Raw genomic sequence first — 16,157 nt, 5'->3', positions numbered from 1 at the left:
GGGATGGCCGAGTCATGAAATTATCCGTGCTTAAATCACAAGCAACGATTAAAACAGGGGCTACGCAAAAAATATTGGCTTTTGCCAGCTTGATTATACTCGTTGTCATTTTCTCAGTGTCATCGAGCAACTTTTTTCAATTCGATAACATAATCGGCATTATGCTCTCTACGGCTGTAATCGGTGTGCTGGCCTTAGGCTCCACCTTCGTCATCATTACCTCCGGCATCGATTTGGCGGTTGGTACCGTAATGACCTTCTCCTCCGTAATGACGGGTGTCATTATCACGGTGTGGCATCTGCCTATGCCTCTGGGCATTGTGGGCGGCATTGCAACGGGTGCGGTTTGCGGAATCATTAGTGGTCTGGCGGTTGCCAAGATGAAGATTCCTCCATTTATCGCTACCTTGGCTATGATGATGATAACGAAGGGATTATCGCTTGTAATATCCGGGACGAAGCCTATTTATTTCAATGATACTCCCGGCTTTGATAAGATTTCCATGGGTTCGGTTATTAGCTATATTATACCGGGCCTGGAAATTCCTAATGCCGTCCTGATCTTCTTCGTGGTTGCGATAATTGCCAGCATTATTTTGTCCAAAACAATTATCGGACGCTATAATTTTGCGCTTGGCAGCAACGAAGAAGCAACCCGTCTCTCCGGCGTTAACACCAACTACTGGAAAGTTGTTATATACACCTTGACCGGTGTTTTCAGCGGTATTGCCGGTGTCATGATGGCCTCACGGCTGAATTCAGCTCAGCCGGCATTGGGGCAGGGGTATGAGCTGGAAGCCATCGCTGCTGTAGTTATCGGCGGCACATCGTTAAGCGGAGGAAAGGGCTCGATTCTCGGGACGGTTATCGGTGCGCTCATTATGAGTGTGCTGACGAATGGGCTGCGCATCTTGTCAGTGAAGCAGGAATGGCAAACAGTGATTGTAGGACTTGTCGTTATTGTGGCCGTTTATGCGGATATTTTGCGCCGTAGCAAACAGTAGGGCATGTTCAAAAAGCCTCATTCTTCACCTTCTTACAGCATCGGCATCCTTGTTGCTGAAAATCGACTTTGAGAATCCGCATCAGTAGGTTTTTCCTCCTTATTCAAGGAGTTAACTATCATATCAAATTCATAGTTAGGGGCGATCCATTTGAAAACAAGTAAAAGGTTCATGTTTACCGCTGCATTAATGCTGCTTGCAACAACGGTATTCAGTGCTTGCGGAGCGAGCAACCCGGCACCGGCGGCACCAAAGCCGCAGGCAGGCGGAGCGGCTGCTCCAACGACAGCTGCACCAGCACCGGCTCCCGATGCGAAAAAGACGGATAAAATTTACATTCCGGTTATTTCCAAAGGTTTTCAGCATCAATTTTGGCAAGCTGTTAAGCAGGGGGCCGAAAAGGCAGCCAAGGAGTTTCAGGTGGAGATTACATTTGAGGGGCCTGAGACCGAATCCCAAGTAGACAAACAAATCGAGATGCTGCAAGCGGCATTGGGTAAAAATCCGAAAGCTATCGCATTTGCTGCCCTCGATAGTAAAGCGGCAGTCCCTCTGCTGCAGAAGGCCAAAGCGGCGAATATTCCAGTGGTAGGTTTCGACTCCGGTGTGGATAGTGATATTCCGATCACAACTGCGGCTACCGATAATGCTGCTGCTGCTGGCTTGGCTGCCGACAAAATGGCAGCGCTCATAGGCAACGAGGGTGAGGTAGCGTTGGTTGTGCATGACCAAACGAGCCGCACTGGAATCGACCGTCGCGATGGCTTCGTTAACCGGGTTAAAGAGAAATATCCTAACATCAAAATTGTGGATATCCAATACGGCGGCGGCGATCAGTTGAAATCGACCGACCTGGCCAAGGCGATTATCCAGGCGCATCCGAATGTTAAAGGTTTTTTCGGTGCTAACGAGGGCTCGGCTATCGGGGTTCTGAATGCAGTGACCGAATCGAAGAAGGATAAAATAGTCGTTATTGGTTACGACTCAGGTAAGCAACAAATCGACGCAGTTCGCAGCGGCAAGATGGCGGGGGCCATCACGCAAGACCCGATTGGCATTGGTTACTGGTCCGTTAAGGCAGCGGTGCAAGCTATTAAAGGCGAAGCGGTAAAGAAAAACATCGATACAGGCTTCCATTGGTATGATAAGTCTAACATTGATTCCGATCAGATTAAGCCGCTTCTGTACAATTAAGGGTCAGCCAAAAGAGCTGTGAGATGAAAATCCCATGCTCTTTTTGCATTTCCATTTATTACTAAGTTTATATTGCTCAATGAATGGCGGTCTGTGTATGATGAATGTAGAAGTCGCCGCGATGAATAGCTCTGCTTGATTTTTCAGTTACCATAACTTTGTATCTATAAACTTATCCCGAGGGGCAGCGCACATGTATAAGATCATCATTGTTGACGATGAAGATGAAGTAAGAGAGGGCATTGAGCTGAAGACCGATTGGAGCGCATGCGGCTTTGAACTGGCTGGCGCTTTTGAAAATGGGCGTGACGCACTGGATTCTATCCAATCGCTGCAGCCGGATGTGATCATAACCGATATATGCATGCCGTTTATGGATGGTTTGGAGCTGGCTCGGCAAGTCGCGGAGCAATACAGAGATATTGTGGTTGTCATTGTTACCGGGTTCGAGGATTTTGAATATGCGAAGCAGGCTATCAAGCTGAAGGTGAAGGATTATTTGTTGAAGCCCATTAATTCTCAGGAGTTCACAAGCTTTCTGTTAACACTGAAGCAAGAGCTGGATGCGCAGCGCCAGAAGAGGGAGGACCTAAGCCATTTGCAGCTGCAGCTTAATCAAAGCCTTCCCCTGTTAAAGGAAAGATTTCTGGAGCGGCTGGCTGCCACTGTAATAAAAAAGGAAGAGGTTGAACGCAAATTCAACTATTTTCAGCTGTCATTGAGCGGTCCTGCTTATGTTGCGCTAGTAGGGGATATCGATGGATATATTCGCGATACGCTCATGAGTGGAGATGCGGAAGCAGAGCTGCTGCGGTTCGCTGCTTTTAATATTATGCAGGAAATTTTCGAGAAGGAAAGCGGAGGTATTGTTTTCCGAACGCGTGATGATAAGATCGCTGTGATCTTTCCCGGGAAGTTTGAGGAAATTGAAATGCAGGCGCAAACCTTGGCGGAGCATGCCAGGCACAGCGTACAAAAATATTTGAGGCTAACCGTATCCATCGGCATCGGGCGGGTATGTACGGAGGTTTCATTCATCTCCAAGTCGTTCCAGGGTGCTCTGTCAGCGCTGGATTACCGGTTTCTGCTGGGAAAAAACAGGATTATATCCATCAATGATCTGGAGTATGGAAAAGGAGTCGATAAAGCAGGCTATGATGCTTGGGAGCGAAAGCTGTTAGCCACCATGAAGACGGGTAACAGTCAGCAGGTATCGATTGTGCTGAGTGATGGTATAGAGGAGATGAAGCATTCTTACTCCTCGGTTGAGAACTGCTATGGATCGATCCATAAGCTAATCGCTTCGTTAATGAATCTGGTGGTGGAAACCGGCTTCGACAATGCGGAGGTATTTGGAAGCAATCCGTTCCAGCACATAGCTGCCATGAGAACATTGGATGATGCGAAGCTGTGGCTGGAAGGCATTTGCCATCATATCATCAGTTATTTATCCGAAAGAAGAACGGATGTAACCGAATCTCAGATGAAACAGGCTGAGGCTTACATACGTGAGAATTACAGTGATGAAGACTTTTCGTTAAATCAGGTGTGCAGCCATATTTTCATGAGTATCAGTTATTTTAGCGCATTGTTCAAGCAGCATACAGGAGTAACCTTCGTTGAATATTTGACCCGGATCCGGCTGGAGAAGGCTAAGGAGTTAATGGCGGTTACCCACCTGAAAACCTATGATATTGCATCGAGAGTAGGCTATGGGGATCCGCAGTATTTCAGTGTCATTTTTAAAAGGCATACCGGGGTGACTCCCAAAGAATATCGATTGGCGCAGAAGGGAAATCTCTCTCTATGAAGTTTTGGAGCTTCTCATTCAAAAGCATTCATACGAATATTGCCATCGCATTTTCCTGTCTGATTCTTTGTACGACAGCTATCTTAAGCTACAATTCTTATCGGCTGTCGGCGGATGCAGTAACTAAAAATTCCTTGGAGTATACAACGGAACTCATCGAGCAAGTCAATACGAACATTCAAACCTATATTGGAAATATGGAGAGCATCTCTGCGCTTGCGCTTAGCAACGGCGATCTTCTGCGGTATTTATCGCTATATGATCCAAACACGAATGAGGGAATTGCGCTGGAGAGGCAGCTTGGAAATTATTTTCGATCTATAGTCGCTTCCAGAAATGATATCGCTTCCATCCTATTTGTAGGCTCCAATGGTAGGGCGGTATCGGATCGAGCCTCTGGAAAGCTCAAGTCTTATGGGGAGCTGACGGAGCAGGAATGGTTCAAGGAGGCTGAGCTTGCGCAGGGGCGGGTCGCTATCTCCTCCTCTCATGTGCAGCATGTGTTCCGCAATGAATATACCTGGGTCGTATCGATCAGTCGGCAGTTGATGGGGAACGCAGGAGATGGGCGAACGGGAGTGCTTCTGGTCGATCTGAATTATAACCTGATCAATGACTTATGCAAACAAATTCGACTCGGGCAAAGAGGCTACATCTTTATCCTGGATCCGGCCGGCGATTTGATTTATCATCCACAGCAGCAGATCATTTACACGCAGTTGAAAAGCGAGAACATACCGATGATTCTCAGCTCACAGGATAGCTCGATCATTATAGGCGAAGGCAGCGAGCGGAAAATGTATACCATTCGCACAACGAGCTTCGGCTGGAAAATCGTGGGTGTCACTTATCTCGATGAATTAGTAAGCAACAAGCGTGAAATCCAATTTTCCTCAGCGTTGTGGGGCTTTGTATGCCTGATCATTGCCCTTGCTATATCCATCCTTCTGTCCTTCACTTTAACCAAACCGATCAAGAAGCTGGATGCTCATATGAAGCAGGTGGAAAAAGGGGATTTTAATATCCGGGCGGCAATCGAAAGCACTAATGAAATCGGGAAGCTAGCGCGTACCTTTAACCTGATGATTGGCAAAATCAAAGATTTAATGAATCAGATTGTATATGAGCAGGAAACAAAACGAATCAGTGAGCTGAAGGCGCTGCAGGCGCAAATCCAACCGCATTTTCTATACAATACGCTGGATTCAATTATTTGGATGGCGGAGATGTCCAAGATGGAGGATGTGGTCAAGATGACCTCGGCTTTGTCCAAGCTGCTGCGTTCCAGTATCAGTAAAGGGGAGGAGCTTGTGCCAATCTCCGTTGAGCTGGAGCATATCCGTAATTATTTGACCATCCAAAATATTCGTTACCGCAATAAGTTTTCGTATACGATTGATGTAGATCCTTCTATTCTTAGCTGCAAAATATTGAAAATCGTTCTCCAGCCCTTGGTAGAAAATGCGATTTATCACGGAATCAAACATAAAGTCGATACGGGGCATATACGTATTACCGGGCAACAATCAAACGGTGTCGTTATTCTTAAAGTCATTGACGATGGAATTGGGATGGAATCCGAGAAGGTCAAGACGTTGTTGTCAAATGTTAACTTAACGGAGGGCGGCAAAGGAGTGGGTCTGCATAATGTAAATCAACGGGTTCAGCTGTATTTTGGCGATCCTTATGGCTTGGAGTTTGAAAGCGAGCAGGAAGAGGGCACGACAGCGATTTTGCGAATTCCGGCAATTTGGGAAGGAGAGGATGGGCAATGAGAAGGCTTGCGGGTCTTGCGTTTGCTGTTGTCATCATCGCTGCTTCTATCCTGGCCTATCAGACATCATCCGGGGGCTACTCCGAGAAAAACAAGCCTATCCTGTTCGTTCCAAAAGCTGTTGGTCAAAAAACAGAGTTTTGGCAGGTCATGAACCAGGGCGTGTTTGCCGCCGCCAAAGAATACGGTGCAGAAGTAAAGGTTGTAGGCACCTCGACTGAAGACGATATTGACGGTCAAATTCGTTTATTGGAGCAAGCGATAGTGGATAAGCCTAAGGCTATTATACTGGCAGCAACTGATTATAATAGAATTGTTCCTGTCGCACAAAAGATTGTCAATGCCGGAATAAAGCTAATTACCGTTGATTCCGATCTGATGGGCGATTTGTCAGCCAGCTTCATTGCCACTGATAACTATGCAGCAGGTCAGAAGGTGGGGCAAGCACTCAAGAGACGGATTGAACCGGGTGCTACTATCGCTGTTATTAATTTTGTAAAAGGCTCCGCTCCTGCAATGGAGAGAGAAAGAGGGGTAAGAGATAGCCTGAAGGATTCGGCGGATATCCAGGTTCTGGATACGTATTACAGTGATGCTTCCGTGGAAAAGGCGTATGCCGTTACAAAAAGGCTGCTGCTAACCCATCCGAGAATTGGAGGGATTGTCGGTCTTAATGAGCCATCCACTGTTGGTGCTGCCAAAGCAATAAAGGAAGCAGGCATGGAGCTTCCATTAATCGGCTTCGACAACTCGATGGACGAAATTTCCTTTTTGGAGGAAGGGATCTTACATGCCACTGTAATTCAAAAACCGTTTAATATGGGTTATCTCGCCATTAAAACGGCGGTTCAGGTTATTAATGGAGAGAGGGTCAGCAAGAGGATAGACACGGGATCTGAAGTGATTACCAAGAAAGACATGTATACGCATGAAAACCAAAAGCTGCTGTTTCCTTTTGTTGATAAGTAGGGAGGATACATTCGTATGGGAGGTCTTTCCAAACGCTTTCCCGCCGCCCGATGGCCCGATCGACTGTTCGACCAACCGATCGCCCAATCGCTAGACCAACCAATTGACCGACCGATCAACAGATCGACCAAGCGACCAATAAACTGACCAACCAACCAAGTGATCGTCCAACCAACCAACTGACCGACCATCCGACAAACAATCAACGAACGGACCAACCGACAAACAATAAACGAACCGGCCAACCAACAAACAATCAACGAACGGACCAACCGATAAACAATCAACGAACGAACGGACCAACCGAGAAACAATCAACGAACCGACCAACCGACAATCAACCAAATCAACCGAAAGCCCAACTGCAAAAGAAATGAGGCCATTTATCCTTACATAAGGCCAAGAAGGGATGAAGGGATGAAGGGGTAAGTAATAAGTAATAAGTAATAAGTAATAAGTAATAAGGAATGAGGGAATTGAAAGGAACGAAAGTTCCTTTATTCCTTCTATGGCCTCTGATTTAAGGCAATAGCGGAATTTATAATTCCTTTATTTAACTAAAATCGGAATCCTATACGCAAAAATCGAGAGATAAAGGAACAAGGAGATGGAATAGGCAGCATGGTGTAAAACAAAAGAGGGTATGCGTGTAGGAAGCCGGAGTGATAGCGGCCGCCCTAGTAGTCACCTCCGATGACGGCTCACGTATACAGCTTACCATTGAAGATCGTGTACCCACCGCTCGACTTTTAAAAAAGAGAAAGTTTAATTTTACTAAAACGTATGTTGAACTTTCGCTCGCAAGAAAAATATAGCTGAAGCACGAATGCGTCTTCATTGAGCGGTAGCGAATGGTTAACTGGAATTTCTGGAGCTAATTTACCCATTACATGCTAGATGAGGAACTTAGCTGGAAAATCTCCTTCTAATATAGGCGTAATGTAATAAAGCAGTGAAATTAACGGGATGTTTTCCAGTTATATGAGAAAATCAGGTAAAAACTCTTAAATTTGCAGGAGAATTTCCCGCTAATTATGAGAGCGTACTTCCCGAGAGTGCGTTGCGGCTTTGCATGGCTGTCTGGCAGTTTACTTTCATTAAGGTTTGGCACTGGTGCAAGATGTGTTCCCTTTTGTGGCAAGCCTCATTATCAAAGAAACACGATTTCAACATTTGCCGTAATCCCCCAATCCCCAATCCACGAATCCAAAATCCACCACTCCCACAATCCACCAATCCACCAACCCACCCACGAATCCACCAGTCCTACACTCCAATCCCTCTCCATGCACGAACGTCTGGTTCGCACTTAAAAGTCCGTCAGGATAATTTTACCTAACGTTTTTATAATTTTTCAGCATGTATTGAAATCCAATTATACATGGGTTAGGATATAAACAAGCTGTTCTGGTAACGTTACCGGGAAACTGAATTCAGAACTGCAGGAGGTCATTTTAATGTCTTTTCCATTGCAATTTGGCGATAATGGAAGTTTTACGATTGTGCAATTCACCGATTTGCACTGGTATAACGGGGATAGCAAGGACTTGCGTACACAGCAATTTATGAGCTATGTCATTGATACAGAACGTCCTGACTTAATTATCATTACCGGGGATATTATTCACAAGAAAGAGACGCCGGAGCCGTTATCTGCATTTGCCGATGCAGTTTCAACCGTGGTCGAAAGTGGAATTCCATGGGCTTTCGTTTATGGGAATCATGAGTATGAAGCCGGGATTGATCCGGATCAGCTTGCAGAGCTGCTGACGCAGCTGCCGAACTGCTTTTTTGAGCAAGGGCCCGAGACTATTCAAGGGATTTCTAATTATGTGCTGCGCATACAGTCAAGCCGATCTTCGGCTGTTAGTGCTGCTCTCTATATGATGGATTCGGGAGCCAAAACGGAGCACTCCTTTGGCGGCTCGACATGGTTTCACCATAATCAGGTTGATTGGTATATTCGTCAATCGGCCGCAATGACAGAGGAATGCGGTGGCGAGCCGCTGCCAGCGCTTGCTTTCTTCCATATCCCACTGCCTGAATATAGAGAAATATGGGATTACAACATTTGCTATGGTAGTAACAACAAGGGAATCAGCTGTCCCAAGATTAACACAGGCATGTTTGCAGCTATGGTCGAGATGGGGGATGTGATGGGAACCTTTGTCGGTCATGACCACCTGAACGATTATTACGGTGACCTGCATGGCATCCGACTTTGTTTTTCACGGTTAAGCGGCTTTAATGCAAAAGGACCGGATGATTTTCTGCGCGGGGCCCGCATGATTCGATTAGTTGAAGGGGACCGGCGCTTCGATACATGGCAGCGGCTTGAAGACGGCAGCGTGATTAGTGATCCAGTCGAGCATATACCGCAGGTGGTTGATCCATTTGGGAAGAGATAGTCTCCTTCGGCTAGAGACAAGCTAATGAAAAATGTGAATTGACAAAAGGGGGATATTATTTTACAATTTTGGTAACGTTTCCGGTAACGTTACCAAAAGAAAACGGAGGATGTGATACTTTAACCAAATCTGCTTCTGAACTTGTGAATGCAGCAGCAAGTTGGGATCGCAATTGCTTTTATAACTGCTAGGCTGTATGAAATTGCAGTCTTCATAAATGCAAGGAAGCATACACAAACAAGCGTTATCTCACACTCACACTCACACTCATACTCTTAAAACTTACGTTTTTTATACTGAATTTCTCAACACATTTCCTGAGCTCTAGAGGAAACTTATTTTTAGCCAATGAGAAAGCGCTTACCCTAAAGCTTTGATTTGCCAAAGAAAGAGGTGATGGCATCTTATGATGAACATCCTCGTCATAACTATAGACCAGCTGCGTTGGGATGCACTTTCCTGCGCTGGCAATAAGGAGATAGAAACACCGAATATCGATAGGCTGAGCATGGAAGGTGTGAGATTTACACATGCATTTACGAATGCACCCGCTTGTATGCCAGCGCGCTCCTCTCTTCTGACCGGCCGCTTCCCCCATGCTCATGGGGTTCGTGGCGGCGGTGTTCGATTATCGGAGCAGGAGGTGACGTTTCCGCAAATATTGAGCCAAAGAGGCTATCATACAGCCCATATCGGCAAGCTGCATGTGCAGAATCATACGTACCGTGATCATACCGCTCCGCATCCGAGCTATGGTTACCGGACGCTGCAGGTGACCGATGAGCGGGGAACCTATCGTGATCCTTACACACAATGGGTCGAACGAAACCATCCCCAATATGCTGAAGCAGTGCGGATTGAGCCGGGGGCGACCCGAGTACGGAATCAAACAGATCACCTTTCGGTTAACGGCAGCTTTCCTTCTGAAGCTTCACATAGCCGCTGGGTAAGCGAAGCCTCAATCGAATTTTTGCGAGAGTTTGGTTCGGCTCCGTTCATGCTTTGGACCAGTTTTTTTGATCCGCATTCTCCTTTTATTGTTCCTTCAGATTTGTTGGGCCGTTATGATCCGGATGAACTCACTCTTCCAAGAAACTGCGAAATTACCGCAGAGAACGAAGTTGTGATTCGGCAAAAGAAGGCAGCCTATTACACCTTGGTTTCTCATGTTGATGATTGTATAGGCAGGCTTATGGCTTATTTGGATGAATCGGGGCTCTCCGAACGGACGGCGGTATTGCTCTCCAGCGATCACGGGGAATTTCTTGGAGATTGGGGACGTTGGGGGAAGGGCAGATCGGAGGATGAGAGCATCCGCATTCCCTTGATTGTCAGAACGCCGGACATTATGGACAAAGGCAGAGTTGTAGACGACATCGTCCAGCTGTTTGATCTGGCACCAACGATTTGCGACTTGACTGGCAGTATGAAGCCACATTCCATGCAAGCGAGAAGTTTGCTGCCTTTGCTAAAAGGGGAGGAGGATGCGGGCAGGGTTCCCTTTGCTCTGGTTGAACTGAATACGGAGGTATCAAGAACCGATACGGCGGAGGTATTCGAAAAAACACTTCGCAGCCAGGACTACCGCCTGACCATCTGGAGCAACCAGGAGAAGGGTGTCATGTACGATTTAAGGCTGGATCCGCTTCAATTGAATAATGTGTGGAGTGACCCAGGCTATCAAAAGATTCGCGATAAGTTGATATGGGAGCTGCTGCAGCGGTTGATTCAAACGGAAAATACGCTGCCGGTACGCACGAATCCATTTTAATGAGGAATGGGAAGGGGCATATTGCAAATGACGAATGGACATGATCAAGATTCCGGCCAAGCCGGTACAGGAAAGAAAGATAACCTGAAGGTGAATCAATTAATCGACGTGGACAACATCCATGTGCTGCCAAAACGGTTTCGAATGACCACTACACCCATCCAATCCATTGACGGGGACCAGCTGAACCTGACAGGACTTGCGGAATTAAAAGCGTCAGGGAGCGGGATGTTTTCCAAAAAAGGACTGCAATGCATAGCTCAGACGATCGGACATACACCAATTACGATAGTGGATTTGCGACAAGAGAGCCACGGCTTTGTTAACGGAATGGCTGTTAGTTGGTATGGTCCGAATAATGGCACGAACAAGGGACTGAATGATAACGAGGCTAGAGACGCGGAAAAACTTGTTTTGGACGGTCTGATTGCATCGCCTTCCATCATTTTTGATCAATTGGAGGGGAAGTCGGTTAATCTGGCTGAACCTGTAACCAACCCGAAGACGGTTCTAACGGAGAAGGAGCTGGTAATCGGAGAAGGCTTGGGCTATCAACGTTTTTTCGTTACGGATCATCATCGCCCATTGAATGTGGTCGTCGATCAATTCATTGATTTTGTGAAAGCGCTGCCGGCAAATACGTGGCTTCATTTTCACTGCCGGGGAGGTGTCGGGCGTACAACCTCATTTATGCTGATGTATGATATGCTGCGGAATTCGGGAGAGGTGAGCAAGGAGGATATTATACGGCGTCAAATTCAAATCGGTGGTAAAGATATGAAAAGCGTCGATCCGAACGATACGTTTAAATATGAACCGGCTATGGAGCGCCTTGCTTTTATTCATACTTTTTACGAATACTGCATTCATGTTCATGGAGGGTTTGAGGGGAACTGGTCGAGGTGGCTTGAAGGTAAGAAGTCCGCATCTTAACTTGAAAGAGATGAAGTGATCAGTTATGAAGCTGGGTTTTTCATTACAAAGCCTTGCGTTTTTCGGGGGGGCCGGTAAGGATAGCAGCAGCGAATGGATCGCACATTATGAAAGTATAGAGCTATTCCTGGACGTGCTCAAAGCAAGTGGAATCACATCTATTGAGCTAAGGTATTTACCGCGCTCAGCGAATCCCCGTGTATACCGTGAAATTATCGAGCTCATCTGGGGCATGGGGCTTGTGCTGACGGTTCAAGGGGAAGTTGCAGACACTGCCCGGGGATCTTGTTTTGCGGAGATCTATCCGTCGATGTCATTCATCGTCAACCATTTTCACAAATACCAATCTACTCTTCTGATGACGCTTCCGCTTGTGGATGCCTGGGCTGCCAAAGTTTCCAATGCTGAATGGCATGAGCAAACGGTCAGGCTGCTTCGCCATTGGACGGAGATTGTTACCGCTGAGGGGCTGCCTATTACTTTTGCCTTAGAAAACAGCAAGCTTAGCTCGGACGGTTCTATTCCCGGTTGCCCATTAGAGAGAATGCTTCGTATCGTGGAGGATATCGAAAGCCCGTCTGTCGGTATTTGTTGGGACCTTGGAGCTTATTATGCCGAGCAGCTGCGAATATCCGGGCACGCTCATCCAATTGAGCGATATGGTGGTGGATTACCTTCTCCATCCTTTATGAAACGGGTTTCTCATACCCATCTACACGGTGTTGCCTCGAATGGCATTCATAATCCTTTGATTGAAAAAGAAAGTCTGCCGCTTGAAACGTACACGGATGTTCTACGGACATCAGGCTATGAGGGAATTTACAATTTGGAGTTTACGATGGACAAATGCTCAGGAATGTTTGAACCCTGCGACTTAATATTCGGATCAATAAGAAGAGTAAAGCAGGCCCATATCCGACCGGCCAAAAGCTATCGCGGAATGTAGGAGGCAGGAGCTGACCTGGAAAACAAGACGGAGGGGTGCCATATGGGAACAGAAGCATCCGCGAACACAAATACAGAGGATGTCCGGATCTCAAAGGTCTTTATTCCCGCAGTACAATTTTTAAATGGATTGAGTTTTTTACAGAAGTTTATGGTCGTGGGCTTGATCTTCATCATTCCTATTGTCGTATCGGCTTACTTATTTATTTCGGATGTGTCGGATAATATCCAATTCACCGTTAAAGAAGCGGAAGGTATCCTTCCAATCAAGCTGCTAATGGAGCTCCAAATGGAGCTCGAGGAGCATCGGAGTCAGTCTATCCGTTATTTGAACGGTGCAACCTCAATGAAGGCCAAGATGGATGAGCAGAAAACGGCGGTTGAGGAGAAAATGAGCGCGTTGAAGGCTTGGAACGATACCTATGGCGCTACCTATGACACCAAGGATAAATGGAAGATGCTTCAGGAGGACTGGTACTACACCAAGCTGCAAATTTATACGGCTGGATATGAGCAAGGGATAGACACGCATAAGAAGCTGATAAGGGACATAGAGGATTACTGGAACACGATAGCGGAAACATCGCAATTGAATCTGGATGCCCACCCGGAGGTTCATTTATTGCTGGATACCGCTACACAGCTCTTTAATCAAACGGAGCGTACGAATCTGCTATCCACAATCGGGCAAAGTGTAGTGGCTTCCAGGCAAATGTCCGAGGCCAACCGGGAGCTTCTGACCAAAGAAGCAAGCTTTAAAAGACTTCAAGCGATTAAAACAAATCTGCGCAAAATGGAAAATAAAGATACGGTAAAAGCTTTGGAAGCTCTGCATGGAGACTTTCAGCAAAGCAATAACACGCTTGTCGATAACATACAGCTTCAGCTGCTGTCCAAAGACAAAGAACATGTATTTGATATGGGAAAAGACTTAGCGGCGTTGGGAGAGCGCGCCTATCAGACCGATAAGGAGCTGTATAAAGCTGTGCTGATTCAATTGGAGCGAAGCGTCCAGGCCAAGCTTGTAACCTATCAATGGCAAAAAAATTCACTGCTGGTCGTTGCTATTAGCTTTATTGCCATTAATGTTTATTTATTTGTGTCGCTGTATTTGTCGATTCGCAGAACGGTTCGATTCATGGCCATTGGTTCTATGAAGCTGGCTTCCGGCGATTTCACCGTTCGGGTACCATTGGAGACAAAGGATGAGCTTAGAACGATCTGTGCCGCATTCAATGGAACCGCAGAATCGCTTACAACCATTATTGAATCCAATCTCAAGGCAGCGGAAGAAATGTCAGTATTGGCGCATCAGCTTGCAGCAGGTTCATCCGATTCGTCAGAAAGCAGTAAGGATGTGTCGGCAGCTTTTAACCTTATCGCAGAAGGGGCACGAATGCAGTTGGATTTTGCCAAGCAATCGGCTGTTCAGATGGCGGATATGGCAACGGGCATCCAGCATATGGCGGATAGTACGGCTGTTGCTTCGGATGAAGCGGTTAAAACAACGAATGAAGCAGAGACGGGGCATCAGTCAATTAGTGATGCCGTCCAGCAAATGAATCAGATTAAACAATCTATAAGCCAGCTGGGGTCTATGATTAAGGGGCTGGAAGAGGGCTCGGCGGATATCGGCAAATCGGTCGATGATATCCGGGATATTGCTGCGCAAACCAATCTGCTCGCTCTTAATGCGGCAATAGAAGCAGCTCGGGCGGGCGAGCATGGCCGTGGCTTTGCTGTCGTGGCCGCACAGGTGCGCAAGCTGTCAGAGCAATCCGCAGCTGCAGCCCTGACCATTACCAAAGTCGTTCAAGTTATACGACAAGCTGCGGCATCATCAGCGATGCAGATGAAGGAGGGCGCTGCTGAAGTCGAGAAGGGCATCCTTCTGGTTCATCAGACGGGCAATCAATTCCAGAGCGTTCTGCAATCTATTGGGCATCTTTCCGGACTCATTCAGAGCATCTCTGCGACCTGCGAGCAATTTTCTGCGGGAACTGACGAGGTGGCCCATGATTTACAGGAAATGCTGTCTATTGCCCAATCGACAGCTGTCAGTGCCGAGCAAGTCTCCGAGGCATCATTACGCCAAGTGGCTTCAGCGAAGGAGAACATGGGCTCGGCACAATATTTGGATGAGCAGTCGAAGCAGCTAAAGCAAAGCATGGCAACATTTATCGTTTGAACGTTTGCTGCTTGAACGTCGCTCTGGTTGCTGGGCAAGCCTTTTTATAAGCTGCGAGCAAGTTTCAATTGACAAAAAAGGTGATTTGTCATAAGATTTTGGTAACGTTACCGGAAACGTTACCAAAGGAGATTCAGCACTATGCCAACCATAAAAGATTTAGCTAAGGAATTAGGAGTATCCGTATCAACTGTCTCGAGAGCATTGAATAATCATCCAGATATACGGCAAGAAACGAAGCAGGAAGTTTTGGAGGCAATGAAGCGTATTAACTACACGCCGAACGCTTTGGCAAGAAGCCTGATTCAGCGCAAGTCGAATACGATCGGATTGATGATTCCGGATATTACGGATCCTTTCTTCTCCGCTATGGCTCATGATGTTGAAGAGGTGCTATCGGATAACGGGTATCTAGTCATCTACGTGAATACTTCCCGTCGCCCTGATAAAGAAAAGAGATTTTTGACCAGCGTGCTGGAGCGGAAGATGGATGGTATCATCGTCACACCGGATTTTCTTGATGAGGATGGAATTGAACTGCTGCAGAGGCTGAAAATTCCTGTTGTCTTCCTCCGCAGACGTCCGCCGCAACAATTGGAAATGCCTTTCGTCGATGTCGATCACTACGAGGGCACTTGCAACGCAATGGATTACTTATTCTCTTTAGGACATAAAGAAATCGGATTTATTGGAATGCCTCCCTATTCCTTCACCGGTAAAGAACGGTATCGCGGTTATATAGATAGCCTCAAGAAGCAGGGAATTGAGCCCGCTGAGAAGGGTATTATATGGGACGGAAGGACGATGCAGTGCGGATCGCGTTCCATGGGTAAGCTGATGGAGGACTATCCGGCTATGACGGCGGTGTTCGCTGCTAACGATCTTCTGGCCATCGGAGCTCTGGAGTGGCTGGCTGAGCACAAGATTTCCGTACCTGGACAAATGAGCGTTCTTGGCTTCGATAACCTGGAGGTAAGCAATCTTCATTGGATTAAATTAACGACAGTTGCACAGCCTCGCCAGGAGATGGGCCGCAAAGCAGCTGAGCTGCTTATGCAAATGTTGCTGGAGAACCGGTTGACAGCGGATTCCATCTTGTTGAATACACAGCTAATCGTCCGACAAACCTGTTCGGAGGCAAGAATATAGTTGAATAATATG

11 protein-coding genes are annotated in these 16,157 nt (G+C 46.7%); all 11 read left to right on the top strand.

Annotated features, from left to right (window positions below; translation table 11 throughout):
• Window positions 1–14 precede the first annotated feature (14 nt).
• The 11 genes from NV381_RS18145 to NV381_RS18095 all read left to right on the top strand — a co-directional run bounded on the left by NV381_RS18145 (window position 15) and on the right by NV381_RS18095 (window position 16,145).
• On the top strand, window positions 15–1,004 hold the full coding sequence (locus tag NV381_RS18145) for an ABC transporter permease (protein ID WP_258214708.1): 990 nt from the start codon (window positions 15–17) through the stop codon (window positions 1,002–1,004).
• A 150-nt stretch (window positions 1,005–1,154) separates the two neighbouring features.
• On the top strand, window positions 1,155–2,198 hold the full coding sequence (locus NV381_RS18140) for an ABC transporter substrate-binding protein (RefSeq protein WP_419182280.1): 1,044 nt from the start codon (window positions 1,155–1,157) through the stop codon (window positions 2,196–2,198).
• A gap of 193 nt (window positions 2,199–2,391) precedes the next feature.
• Window positions 2,392–4,008 (top strand): response regulator, encoded by a 1,617-nt coding sequence (locus tag NV381_RS18135; RefSeq protein ID WP_258214707.1) that lies wholly within the window; start codon window positions 2,392–2,394, stop codon window positions 4,006–4,008.
• Window positions 4,005–5,783, top strand: a complete 1,779-nt coding sequence (locus tag NV381_RS18130; RefSeq protein ID WP_258214706.1) for a cache domain-containing sensor histidine kinase — start codon at window positions 4,005–4,007, stop codon at window positions 5,781–5,783. Before NV381_RS18135 ends, NV381_RS18130 begins: the two co-directional genes overlap by 4 nt.
• A complete protein-coding gene (locus NV381_RS18125; protein ID WP_258214705.1) occupies window positions 5,780–6,751 on the top strand; it encodes a substrate-binding domain-containing protein in 972 nt (323 codons plus the stop codon). Before NV381_RS18130 ends, NV381_RS18125 begins: the two co-directional genes overlap by 4 nt.
• A gap of 1,457 nt (window positions 6,752–8,208) precedes the next feature.
• Window positions 8,209–9,159 (top strand): metallophosphoesterase family protein, encoded by a 951-nt coding sequence (locus NV381_RS18120; protein ID WP_258214704.1) that lies wholly within the window; start codon window positions 8,209–8,211, stop codon window positions 9,157–9,159.
• Between the two features lie 406 nt (window positions 9,160–9,565).
• Complete coding sequence (locus NV381_RS18115; RefSeq protein WP_258214703.1) at window positions 9,566–10,930, top strand: sulfatase; 1,365 nt, start codon at window positions 9,566–9,568, stop codon at window positions 10,928–10,930.
• Between the two features lie 27 nt (window positions 10,931–10,957).
• Window positions 10,958–11,863 (top strand): hypothetical protein, encoded by a 906-nt coding sequence (locus NV381_RS18110; protein ID WP_258214702.1) that lies wholly within the window; start codon window positions 10,958–10,960, stop codon window positions 11,861–11,863.
• Window positions 11,864–11,888: 25 nt separating this feature from the next.
• A complete protein-coding gene (locus NV381_RS18105; RefSeq protein WP_258214701.1) occupies window positions 11,889–12,809 on the top strand; it encodes a sugar phosphate isomerase/epimerase family protein in 921 nt (306 codons plus the stop codon).
• A 42-nt stretch (window positions 12,810–12,851) separates the two neighbouring features.
• A complete protein-coding gene (locus NV381_RS18100) occupies window positions 12,852–14,996 on the top strand; it encodes a methyl-accepting chemotaxis protein (protein WP_258214700.1) in 2,145 nt (714 codons plus the stop codon).
• 141 nt (window positions 14,997–15,137) lie between these two features.
• Window positions 15,138–16,145, top strand: a complete 1,008-nt coding sequence (locus NV381_RS18095) for a LacI family DNA-binding transcriptional regulator (protein ID WP_258214699.1) — start codon at window positions 15,138–15,140, stop codon at window positions 16,143–16,145.
• The last annotated feature ends 12 nt before the right edge of the window (window positions 16,146–16,157 follow it).

The sequence above is a fragment of the Paenibacillus radicis (ex Xue et al. 2023) genome (genome assembly GCF_024722015.1).
Classification (GTDB): domain Bacteria; phylum Bacillota; class Bacilli; order Paenibacillales; family NBRC-103111; genus Paenibacillus_S.
The sequence above is the reverse complement of the archived record's forward strand: the minus strand, read 5'-3'. Positions and strand labels throughout refer to the sequence as shown.